This is a genomic window from Alteromonas lipotrueiana (assembly GCF_019249245.1).
Classification (GTDB): Bacteria; Pseudomonadota; Gammaproteobacteria; order Enterobacterales; family Alteromonadaceae; genus Alteromonas; species Alteromonas lipotrueiana.
In genome coordinates this window covers 66,510-82,648 of sequence record NZ_JAESDK010000002.1, presented here as the reverse complement: position 1 = coordinate 82,648, position 16,139 = coordinate 66,510, and the positions used below count along the sequence as shown (strand labels likewise).

Annotated in this window: 11 protein-coding genes; 6 read left to right on the top strand and 5 right to left on the bottom strand. The window is 45.9% G+C overall.

Going from position 1 to position 16,139, the window contains the following annotated elements; all coding sequences use genetic code 11:
• The first annotated feature begins 269 nt into the window (after positions 1-269).
• The 4 genes from JK130_RS02055 to JK130_RS02040 are packed head-to-tail and all read left to right on the top strand — an operon-like array spanning position 270 to position 4,923.
• Positions 270-1,424, top strand: coding sequence for a glycosyltransferase family 2 protein (locus JK130_RS02055; RefSeq protein WP_218352554.1), 1,155 nt, complete (start codon positions 270-272; stop codon positions 1,422-1,424).
• The gene (locus tag JK130_RS02050) at positions 1,403-2,593 is read left to right on the top strand and encodes a DegT/DnrJ/EryC1/StrS family aminotransferase (RefSeq protein WP_218352553.1); all 1,191 of its coding nucleotides are present in this window, start codon (positions 1,403-1,405) and stop codon (positions 2,591-2,593) included. The genes JK130_RS02055 and JK130_RS02050 overlap by 22 nt, the downstream gene beginning before the upstream one ends.
• A 3-nt stretch (positions 2,594-2,596) precedes the next feature.
• On the top strand, positions 2,597-3,907 hold the full coding sequence (locus JK130_RS02045) for a FemAB family XrtA/PEP-CTERM system-associated protein (RefSeq protein ID WP_218352552.1): 1,311 nt from the start codon (positions 2,597-2,599) through the stop codon (positions 3,905-3,907).
• Positions 3,907-4,923 carry a GNAT family N-acetyltransferase gene (locus JK130_RS02040; RefSeq protein WP_218352551.1) on the top strand — a complete coding sequence of 339 codons (1,017 nt, stop codon included), beginning with the start codon at positions 3,907-3,909 and terminating at the stop codon, positions 4,921-4,923. The genes JK130_RS02045 and JK130_RS02040 overlap by 1 nt, the downstream gene beginning before the upstream one ends.
• Before the next feature lie 2,067 nt (positions 4,924-6,990).
• Here JK130_RS02040 and JK130_RS02035 read toward each other — a convergent pair.
• Positions 6,991-7,875: an XrtA system polysaccharide deacetylase gene (locus JK130_RS02035; protein WP_218352550.1), complete on the bottom strand. Its 885-nt coding sequence runs from the start codon at positions 7,873-7,875 to the stop codon at positions 6,991-6,993.
• A gap of 465 nt (positions 7,876-8,340) precedes the next feature.
• Here JK130_RS02035 and JK130_RS02030 point away from each other — a divergent pair, with 465 nt between their 5' ends.
• Positions 8,341-9,321, top strand: a complete 981-nt coding sequence (locus JK130_RS02030) for a polysaccharide deacetylase family protein (RefSeq protein WP_218352549.1) — start codon at positions 8,341-8,343, stop codon at positions 9,319-9,321.
• Between the two features lie 114 nt (positions 9,322-9,435).
• Here the strand turns inward: JK130_RS02030 and JK130_RS02025 are convergent, their stop codons facing one another.
• Genes JK130_RS02025 through JK130_RS02010 form a run of 4 tightly spaced genes read right to left on the bottom strand, consistent with a single transcriptional unit; the run spans position 9,436 to position 14,173 of the window.
• Complete coding sequence (locus JK130_RS02025) at positions 9,436-11,091, bottom strand: porin family protein (protein ID WP_218352548.1); 1,656 nt, start codon at positions 11,089-11,091, stop codon at positions 9,436-9,438.
• Positions 11,057-11,956, bottom strand: coding sequence for an XrtA-associated tyrosine autokinase (locus JK130_RS02020; protein ID WP_218352547.1), 900 nt, complete (start codon positions 11,954-11,956; stop codon positions 11,057-11,059). The genes JK130_RS02025 and JK130_RS02020 overlap by 35 nt, the downstream gene beginning before the upstream one ends.
• A complete protein-coding gene (locus JK130_RS02015; protein ID WP_218352546.1) occupies positions 11,956-13,521 on the bottom strand; it encodes an XrtA system polysaccharide chain length determinant in 1,566 nt (521 codons plus the stop codon). The genes JK130_RS02020 and JK130_RS02015 overlap by 1 nt, the downstream gene beginning before the upstream one ends.
• Before the next feature lie 19 nt (positions 13,522-13,540).
• Positions 13,541-14,173 carry an XrtA/PEP-CTERM system exopolysaccharide export protein gene (locus JK130_RS02010; RefSeq protein WP_218352545.1) on the bottom strand — a complete coding sequence of 211 codons (633 nt, stop codon included), beginning with the start codon at positions 14,171-14,173 and terminating at the stop codon, positions 13,541-13,543.
• Between the two features lie 151 nt (positions 14,174-14,324).
• Here JK130_RS02010 and JK130_RS02005 point away from each other — a divergent pair, with 151 nt between their 5' ends.
• Positions 14,325-15,737 (top strand): TIGR03013 family XrtA/PEP-CTERM system glycosyltransferase, encoded by a 1,413-nt coding sequence (locus tag JK130_RS02005; RefSeq protein ID WP_218352544.1) that lies wholly within the window; start codon positions 14,325-14,327, stop codon positions 15,735-15,737.
• Positions 15,738-16,139: the final 402 nt, after the last annotated feature.

Below are 16,139 nucleotides of genomic sequence, written 5' to 3'. Positions count from 1 at the left end.
TTTACTTCGGTTTCCTGTTACTACAAAGGCGCTATCGTCACTCTACCGGAATGCTAACAAAACTCATATTTGTGCATGAGAGATATTGTCAGATAGTCATTAAAAATTATCTTAATTTTGATGAGCCATATCTTACTCTTTACGTATATTAGTGCAACTCAAGCATCTTGAACAAAGTAATCACGTGGTTTATCGAAACCCGTCAGGATGTTTGTACTTCGGCAGAGATTCTCTGTAAAGTAACAACAACATGAGCAGCCACTAAAACAATGGATATGACGTTTTTATTCTGGTTATTTTTACTACTTTCCGTATTTAGTTATTTTATTTACCCTTTTACCCTGCTTTTACTGAACAAGTTCAAAGCGCGTAATCATGTGCCAGCTTCAGAGTCAGAACCCGAGGAATACCCTGACATTACCCTTATTGTCACCGCTTATAATGAAGAAAAGCGGATTGAAGACAAAATTGAAAACTCGTTAGAGCTTGAATACCCCGAAGGTAAACTTAAGCTGGTAGTAGCATCAGACAGCTCTACCGACAATACCGACGAAATAGTGAAATCTTACGCCGACCGCAATGTACGCTTAGTGCGGGCGCAAGAACGCTTAGGAAAAGAAAATGCGCAGTTAGCGGCAATTAAAACCGTAGACTACGGCATTATTGTGTTTTCTGATGTGGCCACCCGTATTGAATCTGACGGTATTTTAAAGTTGGCTCGCTATTTTGACGACCCCGAGGTTGGCGCAATTTCAAGCGAAGACCGCTTTGTCAGTAAAGATGGCAGTGTTGCTGGCGAAGGCGCGTATGTTAAATACGAAATGTGGTTGCGTAACCAGGAGTCTAAGCTGGCAGGGCTGGTGGGCCTTAGCGGTTCATTTTTTGCCGCCCGGGTAGAAGTTTGCGAGCAATGGGACATTCATTCGCCCAGCGATTTTAATACCGCGCTAAATTGTGTACAAGCCGGTTATAAAGCGGTCACTGCCCCTGATGTATTGGGTTTTTATACCGACCTTGCCGACCCCAGCAAAGAATATGCGCGCAAAATTCGCACAGTAATACGTGGTATGACCGCCCTGGAGCGACACACCGAGGTATTGAACCCGGGTAAATTTGGTTTGTTTTCGTACCAGGTATTTGCTCACAAGCTAATGCGCTGGACCGTGCCGTGGACATTGGCCGCGCTGTTTATCGTCACTCCGTTTTGTATGATGGAAGAAGGCGGGTTTTATGTTCTGGCGTATTTGGCGCAGCTGGCCTTTTATGGTATTGCCATAGCAGCGCACTGGTCAGAATCGCTACGCAATAGATCATGGGCGAAAATTATTTATTTTTTCACTCAGGTAAACATTGCCCTGCTAGATGCTGGCATTCAGTTTTTATCAGGTAAGCGCATGACTGTTTGGCAGCCATCAGCGCGATGAGCTGGAACCAACTTCCTCCGGTAGGGACCAAAGCGTTGTCGTGGTCTGCCGATTATGCAGCAAGCCCACTGAATTTTGTGGGCTTTGACTATACGTTGGTTAACTCTGGCACCGCGGCGCTTGGCGCTATTTTACGCTGGGCAGTTCAGCAGCGCTCTGGCGACGCCCGTTTTACGGTGGTTATCCCGGGTTACGCTTGTCCCGATTTAGTGGCGGCCTGCGTTTATGCCAATGCAACGCCAGTTATTGTTGACCTGGAGGCAGATTCTTACCAGTACAATCAGACGCAGATTGCAGAATTAGGCAGCGCAATTGATGCCATAATTTGCCCCGCCCTGTTTGGTATTAGTATGCCGCTACAACCTCTGCGCGACAGTGTGGGCCAGCAAACCCTGATTATAGAAGATAACGCGCAGTGGTTCCCTGAGACCGAGATTAATTGCCGCCGGATCAGTCTTGAAAAATACAAATTACCCGAAAACACGCACCAGGCCGACTTTTTTATCACTTCATTTGGGCGTGGTAAACCCGTTAATCTGTTAGGTGGTGGCATGCTGGCCTGGAATAATGAGCGTGTGAACGATTTTAAGTTACATCTTAACGCTCAGTCAGAAAGCAGTACGCAGTTACGATTTAAATCTCAGGCATTTAATATGCTGTGCCACCCATTTTTATACGGCGCGTTAACCCGGGCCCCAGGCCTTAACCTTGGCGCAACTGAATATCATCCACTAACCACGGTTGAGTCACTTTCGGGGGTTCGTCAGCAAGGCATGACAGCAGCTGTATTGGCCTATTTACGGGGTCATTGTGAGATTCAGCAACAGCTATTGCAGGCTGCACCGGTACTGTGGCCCGAACAGGCTTCGCATAAACGGTTATTGCGATTTCCACTTATTGCCCATTCAAAAGAAAACCGCGATGCATTAGTAGCGCAGCTAAACCGGGCTGGATTAGGCGCATCGCCTATGTATGCCCGTTCGCTTGCAAGCATCGAGGGCGTAAAAGCATTAGTTCAAACCCCTTTTAGTACGCCGGTTTGCCAGCAATTAGCAGACGGGCTACTCACTCTACCTCTTCATAAAGGGGTTAAACCCAAACATGTACAGCAAATGATTCATATCATTGATGCGCATCGCCAATGGCTTGCCTCCAAGCCTGCGGCCTGATTTATGAGTAAGCAAAACACGATGGAACCAGAAGCGGTAAAAGCGGAATTAAAAAAGTTAAAAGCCAGTAAGGGTAAAATTGCCCGGCAATTTAAAAGTGTTGAAACGGGCAGCGCCGAGCATTCGGCCCTTATTGAACAAATGCAACAGGTTAGCGCCGATGTAAAAGCGCTTGAGGCTCAGCAAAAAAAGTTACTCAAGGCCCAAAATAATGATGATGGCGCCAAAACTCCAAAACGGGTTTTACCTAAACAATTTGCACCCCACGAAGAAAGCTTTAATCGCGACTTTAGCATCACCCGAACCGCAGATACGGCGAACTTAGATCCGTGGTGGAATTTTGTCGCTAAAGAACCCCGTGCTTCTGCCTATCATAGCCGGCCGGTGTGGGAGTTTTTAACATCTCAGCCCCATGTTACCGCCGAAATACTCATTGCTCGCGATGCTTCAGATAACATTATTGGCGGCATGCCGCTGGTGTTTATGACTACACCGCTATTAGGTGACTTTGCTGTGTCGATGCCGTTTTTCAACTACGGTGGGCCGGTAACACGTTTTTCAAATGTTTTTGATGCACTGCTGGGTGTGGCCAAAGAAGAAGGCGAAAAAGGCTCACTCAAGTATATTGAAGTGCGTACTTTGCATAAATCATCGCACTCGGCCTCAACTAAAAAGGTGTCGATGCTGCGGGCATTGCCCGATTCAGCCGAAATATTTGATGACGAGATTGGAGCAAAAATTCGCGCGCAGGTTAAAAAAGCAGAACCTTACCGCCCACGCTTTAAAGTCGGTGGCAAAGAACTGCTTGACGATTTCTATGATGTTTTTGCCCGAAACATGCGCGATTTAGGTACGCCGGTGAACAGCCGCGATTTTTTTGCACTGTTACTTGAGAAGTTACCCGAACATACTTACATCGCGATGGCCTATGTTGACAACCAACCTGTTGCTACCGGTTTTTTGCTACGTCATCAAAATATGATGGAAATTCCGTGGGCCTCTACCGTTCGTGAAGCCAACAAAATGAACATGAATATGTGGCTTTACGACAATATGCTTAAATTCGCTATTTCAAAAGGCATGCATTGGTTCGACTTTGGGCGCTCCACCCAGGATGCTGGTACTTATCGGTTTAAAAAACAATGGGGCGCTGAACCCCATCAACATTACTGGTATCAATTTAGCCAGGACCCGGCCGGCGAATCATTGAACCCGGACAATCCAAAATTTAAACTGGCAATTGGTGTGTGGCAACGTTTGCCGGTATGGGTGACCCGAAAAATAGGGCCTTTTGTTTCAAGTCAGCTACCCTGATGCGTATTCAGCTTGATACCGGTCTGAGCGGCTTTAAAACATTAAAACCGCATTGGCAGAGTCTGGAACAACATGCCTCTGCCACTGCTTTTATCAGTTATGAATGGTGTGAGCACCAGGCGAGTTTCCAGGCTCAGGACGATGTGTACGTGCTCAGCGCCTGGGAACAAAATGAGTGCATTGCAGTGTTACCCCTTACTACAAAGAGGTTATCTAAACGATTTAACACCCGCGTAGTTACCCACCTTTGTCAGCGTTTTACCGATTATCAGCACCTTTTATGTACCGATGACGCGCACACCGCGTCTGTTTTTACTGCAATGCACGAGCATATAAAAACCAGCACATCACCGCTTAAGCAATTATCCTGGTATGTACCCTATCCCGCCCCGGTATTTCATGAAGCACTTTGCAGCGCCGGGGCAAATGAATGCCAGCCCTGGCAGCACACGTTATACCGGCTTAATGGTGCACCGGTAAAAGCCAAAGTTGCCCGTGAGGCGCGCCGCCGAAAGCGCAAACTTGAGCAAACCGGACATATTGAAGTAAATGCTGATGCCGCGTTTGACGAGTCACTAATCCTCTGGATTTTAGACAGAAGTGCCCAGCGCCATGGCAGTAATAGCCTTACCGACCAAAAGCACCGCGAGAGCGTGCTGGCACTGTTTAAACACTACCGCGCCCACCTGCATCTGGCGTATATTAAAAAAGATGGTGACTATCTGGCCGCGCATTTAGGTTTTAAACAACAAAATACCCTCTATTATTATGTTCCGGTTACTACCGACGAGCAGCGCTCTTTATCCCCTGGCATTATCTTGCTACACGAAATCATTCAGCAGCTACCCACCATGCAGTTAGATACCATCGATTTTTTACGAGGCGAAGAAAGTTACAAGCAGGACTGGGGGAATACATTTAGTAACCATAGCGGCGTGTTGCTTAAAGGCTCTTTTGGATTAAATGCAAAAGACCGGTTGTTTACTGAGTTATGGCTTAAACGGAACAGTGGCTAGCCGTAGGCTTGCTACAGCCTTGTATTTCTTCGGCTTATAGAAGCGTATTCAAAATGTATTCAGGTATGTGCTGATACCTCTATAGAATTATTAAGACACTCCCTGCGGACCCAGCGAAATTACCCACCACCGCGCCGGGCTGCCGGCAGCAGCTAAAGGGGGAAGCCCAGAGGGACGACGCCCGTCCCTCTGGTTGCTGTCGCCAACGCGACAAAGGCGGTTATATTTCATCAAATATAATTAGGGATATTTCCAAAATATCATCAAATGTATTGTAGTCGTTTCAGTATAATCCCTGCTGACCCAGCGAAATTACCCACCTCCGCGCCGGGCTGCCGGCAGCAGCTAAAGGGGAGGAATTCTCTCCTCCCCTTTAGAAACCCCTGTCGACCCTGTCGTGAAAAGCATTACCCCAGCGCCACAGATGAATGCCACCAACCGCGACGGCGCATCCGTGCACCGGCACGGCCTGACTCGGGATCCCTCCCTCGTCTGGCACTCATTTTTCTGTGTCACTGTGCTAATTTCACTCTAAGGGGATTTCTTCATTCTTCGTAAGTAGAATTTGAACCGAATTGGCAACATCCTCGGCGCTATTTCGCCCCTAGAAGTGTATTTTTGCAGGGCCCAGATAAGCAAACCCGGGAGCCAAGACAGGAAGTCGCAGGCAAGGGTAACCGGCACAGGACGTGCCGTTTGCCCTGGTTCGGGTTGCCTGTGCAATGCAAAAATGGCTTACGCTTCGTAAGGGCCAGCGGGGAAAAATCCGGAGATGCCCAGAGGGGAGACGCCCGTCCCTCTGGTTGCTGTCGCCAACGCGACAGAGGTGGTTATATTTCCCCAAATATAATTAGGGATATTTCTAAAATATCTGCAAATGTATTGCAGTAGTTTCAGGATAATCCCTGCTGCACACAGCAAAATCACCTACCACTACGCCGGGCTGCCGGCAGCAGCTAAAGGGGATCTTTTTATTCGTCGTAAGCTAATGACCATATTAGTCTAATACTTCCTCGTGTCTTTACCGCCCATAGAAGCGTATTTTTGTAGTGCACAGATAAGCAGACCGAGAGCCAAGACAGGATGTCGCAGGCAAGGGTAACCGGCACAGGACGTGCCGTTTGCCCTGGTTCGGGTTGCCTGAGCAATGCAAAAATAGTTTACGCTTCGTCAGGGCCTGCGGGGGAAAATCCGGAGAAGCCCAGAGGGGCGACGCCCGTCCCTCTGGTTGCTGTCGCCAACGCGACAAAGAGGGTTATATTTCCTGAATTATGTATAGGGATAAGCAGAGAAAAGCTGTCGGTAGTTTAGAAAGTATTCTTGCGGGAAAAAGTGAAAGCCCAGAAGTGCGAAGCTACGCCCCTCTGGTTACTGTCGCCAACGCGACAAAGGCGGTTATATTTCATCAAATATGATTAGGGATACCTCCAAAGAATCATCAAATGTATTGCAGTAGTTTCAGGATAATCCCTACCGGACCAAACAAATTTACCCACCATCTCGCCGGGCTGCCGGCAGCAGCTAAAGGGGAGGAATTCTCTCCTCCCCTTTAGAAACCCCTGTCGACCCTGTCGTGAAAAGCATTACCCCAGCGCCACAGATGAATGCCACCAACCGCGACGGCGCATCCGTGCACCGGCACGGCCTGACTCGGGATCCCTCCCTCGTCTGGCACTCATTTTTCTGTGTCACTGAGCTAATTTCACTCTAAGGGGATTTCTTCATTCTTCGTAAGCAAATGTCCATATTAGCTTAATACTTCCTAGCGTCTTTACCGCCCATAGAAGCGTATTTTTGTAATGCACAGATAAGCAACCCGAGAGCCAAGGCAGGAAGCTGCAGGCAAGGGTAACCGGCACAGGACGTGCCGTTTGCCCTGGTTCGGGTTGCCTGGGCAATGCAAAAATGGCTTACGCTTCGTAAGGGCCACCGGGGCAAAATCCGGAGAAGCCCAGAAGAGCGAAGCTACGCCCCTCTGGTTGCTGTCGCCAACGCGACAAAGGGGACCATATTTCCGGAAATATGTATAGGGATACAAAAAAAGGGAGCCAACGCTCCCTTTGAAAACTAAACCGCTGGGGCGGTGTACAAGCCGTTAGCTACGCTTGGCCAGTCTCCCAGAACCGGATGCTCCTGACCCAGGTAAGCCTGTTCCATACTCGTCCAGTTGTAGCTGGCACAAAGTTTTGCCAACTTTTGCATCGCTGTTTTCTGGTTAACATGATGACGGAAACGCGACTTCATGTTGCTTTCAATTCGTGGCTGTTCGGGGTCAAACTCCCACGGATGGGTATAAAAGTTACCGATGCGACCCTTCTGGCCTTTATTGAATAGGTAATTAAACATCCAAAATGGCAATAAACGAAAATAACCACCACCGCCAGCAGGAAGAATTTTATCTCCTATTGTCGCCGTGGTTACCGGAATTTCAAGTAAGCCATTTGATAAGCGATACGCATCACGCGGAGCTTTGGGTACCCCGTAAAGGTCATGATTAATCGGATAACTGCTTGAGCTATATTTGTAGCCGGCTTTGGCTATTAGATCATGAGCCCAGTCGTTATCGGCGCTAATAGAAAAACATGGGGCACGGTAGCCTTTCACCTCGGTTCCGGTGATATCTTCAATCAGCTTTTTCGCTTTAGTGATATCTTCGTAAAATACATCCGCATTTTGTTTGGACAAATGCTGATGCATAAACCCATGACTGGCGACCTCATGGCCTTCGCTTACCAATTTTTTAAGTAATTCTGGATGCGCTTCGGCTATCCATCCTAATGTGAAAAACGTTGCTTTAACATTATTTTGAGCAAAGGTGGTAAGCAACCGTTCCATCTGAATATGTAAACGAGACTCATAACTGGACCATTCGTTAACCGAAATATCCTGGGCGAAGGCTTCAACCTGAAAATATTCTTCTACGTCCACGGTCATCGCATTAACATTTGTCATACAAACTTCAAACCTGTTTAAGCGCAATCTGTGCGCATATTACACTTGGTGTTTATAGTGTTGAACTCAATAATGAGATCTACTTCTATACTGTTGACGTCAAATTTTAGTCAGATTCGACGGCATTTCACCACTAAAGGAAAAGTGGGCTTACTGCGCCGAGTATGGTAGCTTATTTGGTAATAATAAACGATGCGTAAGCCAGTAATTTCTTTTAGCGTACTGGTGCTAGGTCGCATTGTGCCCATATAAAAAAACTGCATGGATGCGAATAGTAGCTACAGAATATTAGCAGAGCATAATATTTAAGGCTAACCAGAAAGTTTGATGCATCCAATTTAAGAATTAGATTAAAGCAAAATGCAGCTTTTTTTGTAGTTATGCGTATAGAGATTGCGCCGGGTATTTCAGGCAGAGTTGTCAGTCACGACAACAGGACGTTAATTAAGAAGTTGGAAGATTAACTTGATACACTCGCTTTATCTTAATCGCGGGCTGAACTGGATGCTAAACAAAGCATTAAGTCAGCATGTTTGCATTTTTACCTTACACCGCCCCGCCGGCCCACATGGGCTTACCGGCGTCGATTTAGAAATGCTTGAGGCTTTGCTTCAGCTGTTAACTCGTCATGGGTGTGAGTTTATAAGTATTGATAAACTACTCAGCCCATCGGCTTCGCTTAATCCCGCCAAAAATTATATCTGCTTTACTGTAGATGATGGCTATGAGGACCAGGCTGAATTACTCATACCGCTACTTCTGAAGTACAAAACAAAACCGACATTGTTTGTTATTACAGATTTAGTCGAAGGTGAAAGCTTGCCTTGGGATGCTCAAATAACCACTACCGTGCTCTCTACCAGAGAAACCAGTTTAAATGCAGCTGAACTAGGTGTGCCTGGTGAAAAGTGGCTGTCGTTAACAGACCGGCGCTATATCAGACGCTATTTATCGCTGCATGCTAAGCGCTTAGAAAAAAGTGCCCGGCAGACTTTCGTAAAGGCATTAAAAGAAGTACTTTGCGCAGATACCCCCATTAACAGCCTGCATTTTACGCCTACCAACTGGGTTCGTCTTAAAGAGTTAGAGTCTCATGGCCTGACAATAGGCTCGCACACCTGCTCGCATAGCCCTTTGGCCACGTTAACCAAAGAAGATATTCGTGAAGAGCTTGAGCGCAGTAAAAATATACTGGCATCGCATGTATCTAACCCGTCAAACGTTTTTTGTTATCCGGTAGGCATGAATGAAGATTTTGACACCAGAGGTATAGAAGCAGTGCAAGAAGCTGGATTTATTGGTGCACTCACCTCAGAACCAGGTTATTTTATCCGCGAGATTGCCGACAAAAAACCTTTTACTGTGCCAAGACTTAGTCTTCCGGCAAGCTTAAACACAGCTGTACGCTACACCTCTTGGTTAGAAAAGCTTCGTACTCATCAGTAAGTTTTTAAAAATACATATTTGTTAGCAGCAACTCGCAGGTAATAATACTCTTAAACTAAAAAAGACCAGTAGTTTGCACTACTGGTCTTTTTCTTTTGTAGCCTGCTTGTTTAGCTAGTATTGGTACACTACACCCAACGTAATACGCTGGTCGGTGTAATTGTTACCAAACACCCCGGTTTGAATATCTCCGCTACTATCGATATAAGAGTAACCAATATTCACATTGAAATAGCGTGAAAACTGGCGGCTCAGTGCCATAGAAAAGCGTGTATTGTCACCATCGCCAGATATACCGTCTTCTAGAGAACGCTCAATATTTGCAAAACTTAATGCGGTATTAAAGTTTGTGAACGCTCCCACACGGTAATCGGCATTTACGCCAAACGTCTGCGTGGTTCGTAAACGGTTTTGCGCCAGATAATCGTCGTCGCTGTATTGGGCAAATACCCCCACCCGCAGCTTGCTCGCCTGATAAGAAATTTGTAATTTACCGTTTTTACGTAAAATTACATCATCTTCAAGCGCGTTGTTGTCTTCGCCTAACTGTACCAGTTGCTCACCCGCCTGTAAGTCGTAGCCCTGACCTGAGGGCTGAAAACACAATGCTGATAAAAAGCTACCCGGGCATACAAATACTGCCGCATTAGATTCGCTGGACAACAGTTGAGAAAAATTACTGACATCTTCTGAGTAGGTGAATGAGGTACGGATTCGTTTCGCCGCGTGCTCAAATCGAACCGTGGCCGCGTCTCCGTAAAACCGCTTGCCGTAACGAGCAAACAAACTGGTGCGCGTAGTAAATGCCCAGTCTACTTCGATACTTGGATACACATCACCGTCGTTTTCTTCATTTGAAGAGTTGGCTTTATTGGCCGTAACAGCTAAATAGCGGGAGGCACTTTGCCGGTAGGCAATACCTGCACCTACACTATCAAACTCTCGTTCCTGCTCCGCTCCATCGGTAAATGAGCCAAACGTATGAGATTCGCTTTGTGCCGAAACACGAAAAGCCCAATTATTGTAGACCTGCTTATCAACAAAACCATCAACATTGTAACTTTCAAAATCACGTTGAGTGGAGGATGTGCGGTCGGTATCACTGTAGTCACCAACCACCTTCCAGGCGTACGAACGTGCAGTGTCTCCGTTGTATAACGTGCCGTACAACGAAATAGTATCGTTGTTCAGGCGGCTATTGTTCTGGTCAAAGTCGTTTTGTTCGGTTCGGACTTTTGAATACGCCGCTGTTGCCGAACCGGCTACCCACTCCCCTCGCCTAAGATCAGTGATGGCACTAAAGGTATTTGACTCGGTACGTGTTAAGTCATTTGAATTTACCAAAAAGTCTGATAACAAAAAATTGTTAGTATTGGCGTTTCGGTAAGTCGAGCTTCCCCGCGCTTGTAACGTAAGTAACCGATCTATTGGCCGAAACTCTGCATCGTACCTGTATTCAAGATAACTGTCTTTGTTGTTGCCTGCCTGAGACTCTCGGTCCAGGTAAGTGCCAGTACCGGTGACAGATACCGTTGCTTTACGACTGTGATACAACGCACGTAACGAAGGTTCGATTTGAAGCGTGGTTAAATCTCGGTCACCTCGCGTGCCAGACTCAAGCTGCTGAAAAATAGCCTGCGAGCTCACTTTTGGCTCTAACGTTAAATCGCCCGCGAAGGCACTTGAAGTGCCCAGCGATAGCGTAGTTAAAGCAGCTAACTTTGAAACAGCAAAATTATGCTTCATTAGCCTTTTTTTCGTCTTCTGCATAGTAATATCCATAGTAGCCTGGGTCGTTGGCGTCCTTATTCACTACTTTGTTTACCACAAACCCGATAGCCATGTTTGGGTTAAGACGCTCTGTACTTAAACGAATATCAGACAGTTTAGAACGGCCCTCTTCAACTACCACCACGGCCTGACCAGCAAAATTAGCCAGTACCGCACTTTCGGTAATACCAATTAACGGCGGGGTATCAATAATAACTATCCGATCTGGGTAACGATTGGCAAATTCGTCTACGGTTTCATGCATTTTCTGGCTGGCCAGTAACTCGGTACTTAAGTGGTGAGTTCGGCCCGCCGGAACAATTTTAAGCTTATCGATGTTGGTGGGATACAACACATCGGCGATATCGTCTACCTCACCGGTAAGGTATTCCATAATGCCCTGACGCCGCTCTAGGCCCAACGTGTTTAACACATTGGGTTTTAACACGTCGGCATCAACCAGCAGCACCGTTTTGTCCTGTTCAGCGGCAATACTTAGCGCCAGATTGGTAGCCGTAAAGGTTTTACCCTCAGAAGCCCGCCCACTGGTAACCATAATAATATTGCTGTTTTTCAGGGTTGACGCTAACGGGCCAAACGCATTTGCTAACAGCTTACGTTTGATTTCCCGATATTCCTCGTTAATACCCCGACGCTGGCCAGTAACCGAAACGTGGCCGTTAGCCTCTAACCGTTCAATATTAATATCGAACGGTTCTACCAACGTCTGAGGACCACGTGCAGGTGCTGCACTTCGGCGTTTAGGAGTATTGGCACCAGGTGTAGGTTGTTTTTCATTTTTTGCGTTTTCTGCAGCCGCCGCCTCACGGCGACGCTGCAGTGCTTTTTCAATGGTATTACTCATTACAACATACCCTGGAAATTAACATTTAATAATTCGGCGGTCATTAGTGCTCCGTAAAGTACTACTATCGCCAGTGAACTTAGTGTAAAGGCCATAATTCTGCCTTTGTTCACTTTAGAGATTCGCTCTACCTCAAGATGCGTCACCGTGCCCCAAATAGGGTAGTCGGTAAGATCTTTAAGCTGCCTCGCCCTGACAAGTATAGGTGCCACCTGATTTAACAAGAACGCTATACCAATACCAACGCCAAAACCAACCAGTAACACTAGTGTATAAAGCATTAAACGTTGGGGGCCAGAGGGACTGTTAGGTACCATAGGCGGCTCAATGATGCGGAACTGAAATTCTTCAGCTGACACATCGGCGCGACGAGATAAATCTGACGATTCGCGACGTGATAACAATTCTTCGTAGCGCTTTTTAGTAATACCATAATCGCGGTTAAGCGATGCTTGTTCAGCTTCAATTTGCGGAACCAAATCAATTCTTGATTCAACATCAGCAATCTTTTTCTCAAGGTCGTCTTCTTTTACCTCAAGAGAAGCAATATTGCTTTGCAAACGACTGACTTCAAGCGATAGCTGGCTATTATATTCGCCAACAGGCTGGCCTGTGTCATCGCCTTGTTCGCTAAAGAACTGCTGTATCTCTTCTTGACGCGCTTCTTCAAGGTTAGCTAATAGTGCCTTGGTTTCTACTACATCAGGATGCTGTTCAGTATAACGCAATGTCAAAGTATCAAGCTGATCTTCAAGCGACTTAATACGATCGTCATAGCGAGTCTTTAACGCATTTTCGCCTTCGTTTCTGACACCAAAGCTGTCTGACATTTTGCCGCTAGAGATTTGAGCTTTCATTGCATCTATTTGCTGCTTTGTCTGACGAATCTCTAGCCGGGTTGCTTCCAGTGAATTTTTCATGGCCTGTAACGAACCATAATAAGTTCCGGATAATGGCAAAATTTCGCTGTATTTGCGCTTAAATTCAGCAAGCCTTTGTTCACTTTCTGCCAATCGATTTTCATAATCAGCAATTTGCTCATCTAAAAAGCGACCGGCTGTATCGGTGTCGCGTCGATTATTGCCTAACGAGCCTTCAACAAATAACTCCAACGTTTCCTGTACCACACGCTGCGCCGCATTTGGCGCTTCATTGGTATAAATAATGTCATAGATGTTGTCTTCGCCGGTGTAAATAAGCTCAATTTCATCACTTAGCTCAGAAACCAGAGCGTTAAACTCACTGTCGCTGGTAGTAGCAATATCAAGATCGCTTTCTCTTGCAATGGTTTCCAGGTTGGACCGGCTAAGTAATGTCCTGGCCATCATCCTAATTTCTTCTTTAGGATCAGATTTGATAGCGATACCCGATAGAACCTGGTCTAACGGAGAGCCGGTATCCACATATACCTTGGCAGAAGATTCATACTGGTTTGGCAATGTCGCTACATAAAAAAACCCGATAGGACAGATTATCCATGAGCAAATAACTATGATGCGCTTTTTTATCCATATTCCTTTGAGAAAATCAAAGAACTGCGCAATCGATGGTTGTAAATCCTGCATTTAAATTGTTCCGTTACTGCTAGAACCAGGCCTCTGGGATAATAATGATATCACCCGGAAGAATATCGACGTTTTTCGAGATGTCGCCGTCGCGGATCAGATCGTCAATATTGATATTATAAGTATGTTGCTCGCCATTTTTGACCCGAACTAACTTAGCACCGTTACCATCGGCAAATTCGGTCAACCCACCCACTGCAATCATTAGATCAAGCAAAGTTAAGTTTTGCTTATAACTGATGGCCTGTGGATTCGCTGCTTCGCCGATAACCCGTACTTGCTCGGCAAGAGGGCCCTGGAAGTTATTTACGCTTACAGTTACCCGAGGGTTATTGATGAACGTAGATAATTTTTCCTCAATTTGGCGGGCCAAAGTTGAAGGCGTACGGCCAGCAACTTCAATGTCTTCAACCAACGACGTGGTGACTTTGCCATCGGGACGTACCGTGTATTGACCAGAAATTTCTGGGTTGCGCCAAACAAAAATGTTAAGAGCGTCACCAGGACCAATGAGGTACTGGTAATTATCAACATTAGATGTTTTTGATGCACGAGTCTTCGCTTGCGGTAAGTCGGAAGTACTGCTGCACCCATATAATAAAGTTACTGCGGCCCCAAGAACTACAGGAATAATGCTTTTAGAGTTAAACATAAGAGATCTTCCCAAACTCGTTATGGTGAATTTTTTTTAATAAGATAATTTACCCTACGGTAAATAACACTATAATGCCAACATCATTTGTAGTCTATTACAATAATTAGTTTATGATGTACTTCGACGTTGCAGTATCAGGGGGCCAAGTGTGGCTTTAAATAAGCACAATCAAAGTAAGCGTTCCAACATATTAGTTGTTACAGAGGCATTACTTATAGCGTATATGGGTTACATTACCCATTTCATTTTGGTTCAATTAGAGCTGACAAATTCAGCACATATTGAAAAACTGGCGGTTAACGTCGGTTTATTAACCGTTTCTATTTTACTTTGCTCATTGTCTGTGGGGTTATACGAAGCCAAGCTCAGAGAAACATTTCGCGGAATAATACGCCGGATATTTGTTAGCGTAGGGTTAAGTTATTTCTTTGTCGAAATTATCAGTCGAGCCTTTTTTGATGAATTAGCAATGCATCCGTATTACCTACCGGCTGCGGTAGCCAGCATTATCATTACGTTGGTTATATTTCGGTACTTTACCAATCGTCTTGGTCTGCTGGGCTTAGGCAAAGTACGCATTGTGGTACTGGGAGCCGGCGAGCGCGCTTCCATCATCGAAAAACGGATGCGTCGCGATGTAGACCGTATCGCCTTTGATCTTGTCGGCTTTATACCTATTCCAGGCGACAATCGCGAAGAAGGCATAAAGCGGGAAGAAATTATTCACGTTAAAGTGGATGACAACTTTCAGCAGTTTATTTCCGATAATGATATTGAAGAAATTGTCATAGCCTGTGACCAGCGCCGGGGCACGCTACCCATTGAGGTATTGTTTGAATGCCGGTTAAGAGGCATAGAAGTCACCGATTTACTTGACTTTATGGAACGTGAAACGGGCCAGATTGTGGTTAATCTGATGTACCCAAGCTGGGTAATTTATTCAAATGGTTTTCATAGCCAAAATTATCTGCGCGATGCGTTGGACTACACCATCAACGCGGTATTAGCCACCGTGATATTTTTATTTGCCTGGCCGTTTATGTTGCTTACCGCCACCATTATCTGGTTAGATGATGGCCGGCGTACCAGTACTTCCGTGTTTTATAAGCAAGAACGTGTGGGCTTAAACGGTAAACTGTTTAACATCATTAAGTTTCGAAGCATGCGTCCTGACGCTGAAAAAGATGGGGCCAAATGGGCCAGCAAAAACGATGACAGGGTAACGCGTATTGGTCACTTTATTCGCAAATACCGCATTGATGAACTGCCTCAGTTATTCAATGTTTTCAAAGGCGAAATGTCGTTTATCGGCCCGCGCCCGGAACGCCCTGAGTTTGTCGAAAAGCTGGTGCGCGAAGTGCCTTATTACAACCAGCGCCATAATGTGAAGCCCGGCCTGGCGGGTTGGGCCCAGCTTAACTACCCATACGGGGCCAGTGTTGAAGATTCAATGGAAAAGCTTAAATTTGATCTGTATTACGTTAAGCACCAAAGTATGCTATTAGATATCCTTATTTTAATACGCACCGTCGAAATTGTTCTGTTTGGTAAAGGCAGATAACGCGGTTGTACCTGTAAGGTATATTAAAAAAGCTCTCTTCGGAGAGCTTTTTTGTGCCTTGGTTATTATACAAAAAAAGGCTTTGATGCTTTGGTGCGCTGTCTAAGGTAAACGTGCCCAATCGATGACACCCTGCTATATGGGCTACATTAAACCCCCTGCCATCCACTGTTCTACAACCTCGTACCAGCGTGCTATAGCTGCCTTGTAAAGTACTACTTTGCAAAGTACTGCTATGCCGTCACCGCTGTCAGGTTTTCTTTTAATCCAGTCGATGTACCTCTTTGCCTACACTGCGCTGCCGAAGCGCAGGTATCGTTAAGGTTAGCCCGTAAGGTCTGTGTAATTATTACAATGCTTTCGGGAAAATTGGCCGCAGTAAAAGGTTTTTGAGGCTACAGT